Here is a 2779-nt window from a genome sequence, read left to right as displayed (position 1 = left end):
GGCCCCACCATCAGCCCGTACGGCGCCAGCTCGTGGTCCACCTGGTCGAGCACGGCCCCCGCCTGGACGACGACCCGGCGGCCCGCCGCGTCCACGGACTCCACCGCGCCGCAGTGCTTGGACCAGTCGATCACCACCGCCGCGTTGCAGCACTGCCCGGCCAGGCTGGTGCCGCCGCCGCGGGAGAGCACGGGCACGTCCCTGGACCGGCACACGGCCACCGCCGCCACCCCGGCGTCCAGGTCGCGCGGCACGACGACGCCGATCGGGACCTGCCGGTAGTTGGAGGCGTCACGCGCGTAGGCGGCGCGGCTGCCCAGGTCGAAGCGCACCTCGCCGTCCACGGCCGCGACGAGGCGGCGGCTCAGCGTCTCGACGTCGATCTCGCGGGACGGCGGCGTGTGCGTGACGGGCGTGTTGACCAGGCTTTTCATGCCGGGCACTTACCCGGGCCCGCTCACGGTGCGCCCAACGGCGGGCCAAGCCCGGTTCTAGACCCCGAGCAGGTCGGTGAGGTCATCGGCGTGCTCCTCCTCCTCTTCCAGGATCGACTCCATGAGCCGGCGGGTGGTCGGGTCGCCCTCGCCGAGCCAGCGGATGATCTCCTGGTAGGTGGAGATGACGATGCGCTCGGCCCACAGGTTGGCCTCCAGCAGCGCCTTCAGATCGGTGTCTGCGGGCACCTGGTAGTCGGTGTGCGAGCGCTGGACGAGCTTGGCCGGGTCGAAGTCCGGCTCGCCGCCGAGCTGGCTGACGCGTTCGGCGGCGCGCAGCGCGTGGTCCAGCTCCTCCTTGGCGTGCTCGGTGAACTCCGCCGCCACCTGCGCGCGGTCGATGCCCTTGGCCGAGATGGCGTGCCTGGTGTACCTGAGCCAGCACACCACCTCGGTGGCGATCACGTCGTTGAGGATCTCGATGACCTTCTCCGGGTCGCGGCCGAAGGTCTGCGTGATCGGGCCCTCGTCCATCTTCTGCCGCACCTGCTCGCGGATCCTGGTGACGTCGAGCACGAAGTCGTCCGTCTGCGTCATGATGTGTCCTTCCCCCGGCGATTTCCCCTGGTCAACGGTAACTTCGCCGGAGCCTGCGCCGGGGTTGCGACACGGGCGGACCGCAGGCGGGGGGCCAGCGCGAGCGTGACCGCCGCCGACGTCGCGGCCAGCACGGCCATGGCCGCGCCGGGCGAGGTGTGCTCGGCCAGGGCGCCGGCGAGCGCGGCGGCCAGCCCCTGCATGGCGACCATGCCGGAGGAGTGCAGCCCGAGCGCGTGCCCGCTCAGCTCGGGGGGCGTCAGCGCCATGAGCCGCTCCTGGAGCAGCAGGGTGGCGGCGAACCCGGCCGAGGCGAGCGCGACCAGCACCGGCGACGGGTAGGCCACGAACACCAGGTACGGCAGCGCGAGCAGCAGGTACAGCGGCGTGACCAGCCGCGCCCGCCGGTGCGGCGGCACGTACCGGCCGACCAGCACGTCACCGGCGAGCATCCCGGCGGCGGCGCAGGCGAACAGCAGCCCGGCCCGGTCCGGCGCGAGCGGCACGAACAACGACTCGCAGCCGACGATCAGGCCGTTGGGCAGCCAGAGGGCGAGGTAGACGTGCCGGCGCGGCCGATCGGACCACAGGCGGGCGTTGTCGCGCCAGGTCTCGGCGGGTGAGGGCCGTCCGGACGCGCGCGGCCGCCGCCGTCCGAGCCCCAGCCCGGCCAGCGCGGCGGCCAGGTGGAGGGCCGCCGCGACGAGCAGCGTCCCGCGCGGCGACAGGACGGTCACCAGCACGCCGCCCGCGCCGAACCCGGCGATCTGCACGATCCCGGAGGACATGTTGAGCACCGACCGGCCGAGCAGGTATCCGTCCCGGTCGAGCAGCTCGTTCAGCAGCCCGTACCGGACGCCGCCGCCGAGCGCGGACAGCGCGCCGAAGGCCAGCACGACGGCGAGCATGCCCCACACGAGCAGGCCGGGCACGGCCAGGAAGGCGGCGCCGAGCGCGGCCGCCAGCGCCAGCCCGGACAGGGCGGCCCGCGGCGGCAGCCGGTCGGCCGCCGACAGCAGCGTGGCCGCGCCCACCACCTGGGCGAGCGCCGGGCCGAACATGGCCAGCCCGGACAGCAGCGGCGATCCGGTGTCGGCGTAGACGAGGGTGCCGAGGGCGAGCCCGCTCACCGTCTGCCCGGCCACCTGCCCGGACGAGACCAGGAAGAGCGGGGTGAATCCGGACCTGCCGAACAGGTCCCGGTACGTGCGCATGGGACGGCAGTCTTCGCGACCGGCGGCGGCAGGCGTTACTGTTTCGCCCACCCGCGAAACAACGCCGGGACGAGGAGGACGTGGTGGGCTTCTGGCAGGTCGACGCGGACACGCTCGCGGACGGCCGGTTCGTCCTGTCGCCGCTGGCCGAGACGATCGCCGCGCTGAAGACGCTGGACCGCGCCGTCGCCGCCCATCCCGGCGAGGACGCCTGGCTGGCCGCCCACCTGCCCGCCTACCGCGCCGAGCAGGCCGCCGACCCGGTCACGGCACTGCTCGTCCGCGCCGCGCTGGGCCGAACGTGGAACGCGACCTTCCTCACGCCCACGCCCGAGGGAGAGGGCGAGGCGGCCTTCGAGGAAGAGGTGGCGAGCGTCCGCGACACCCCGCCCGAGCAGGCGCGCGCGGACCTGGTCGAATCGCTGGGCGGCCCGGTGCCCGCCGTGCTGCGCCGCGACGACCTGCCCGCACGCATGGCCGCCCGGCTGGAGTGGGTGTGGCGCGAGACCGTGCTGCCGACCTGGCCGCGGCGCC

The 2779-nt window shown here is 74.4% G+C and carries 3 protein-coding genes and 1 pseudogene; 1 reads left to right on the top strand and 3 read right to left on the bottom strand.

The window, feature by feature from the left end; translation table 11 throughout:
* The 3 genes from ACWCSD_RS51035 to ACWCSD_RS51025 form a co-directional block, all read right to left on the bottom strand.
* On the bottom strand, positions 1-434 hold a 434-nt coding region (locus tag ACWCSD_RS51035; protein WP_449926866.1), incomplete at its 3' end, for an FAD-binding oxidoreductase.
* A 57-nt stretch (positions 435-491) separates the two neighbouring features.
* A complete protein-coding gene (locus ACWCSD_RS51030) occupies positions 492-1031 on the bottom strand; it encodes a DUF892 family protein (RefSeq protein WP_352351383.1) in 540 nt (179 codons plus the stop codon).
* Positions 1028-2245 carry an MFS transporter gene (locus ACWCSD_RS51025; protein WP_449926863.1) on the bottom strand — a complete coding sequence of 406 codons (1218 nt, stop codon included), beginning with the start codon at positions 2243-2245 and terminating at the stop codon, positions 1028-1030. The genes ACWCSD_RS51030 and ACWCSD_RS51025 overlap by 4 nt, the downstream gene beginning before the upstream one ends.
* Before the next feature lie 83 nt (positions 2246-2328).
* Here ACWCSD_RS51025 and ACWCSD_RS51020 point away from each other — a divergent pair.
* Positions 2329-2779: pseudogene (locus ACWCSD_RS51020) on the top strand (transcriptional regulator); the annotation flags it as partial.

It is taken from the genome of Nonomuraea sp. NPDC001684, assembly GCF_053596515.1.
Note: the sequence above shows the minus strand (reverse complement) of the source record. Positions and strands in the feature narration are given on the sequence as shown.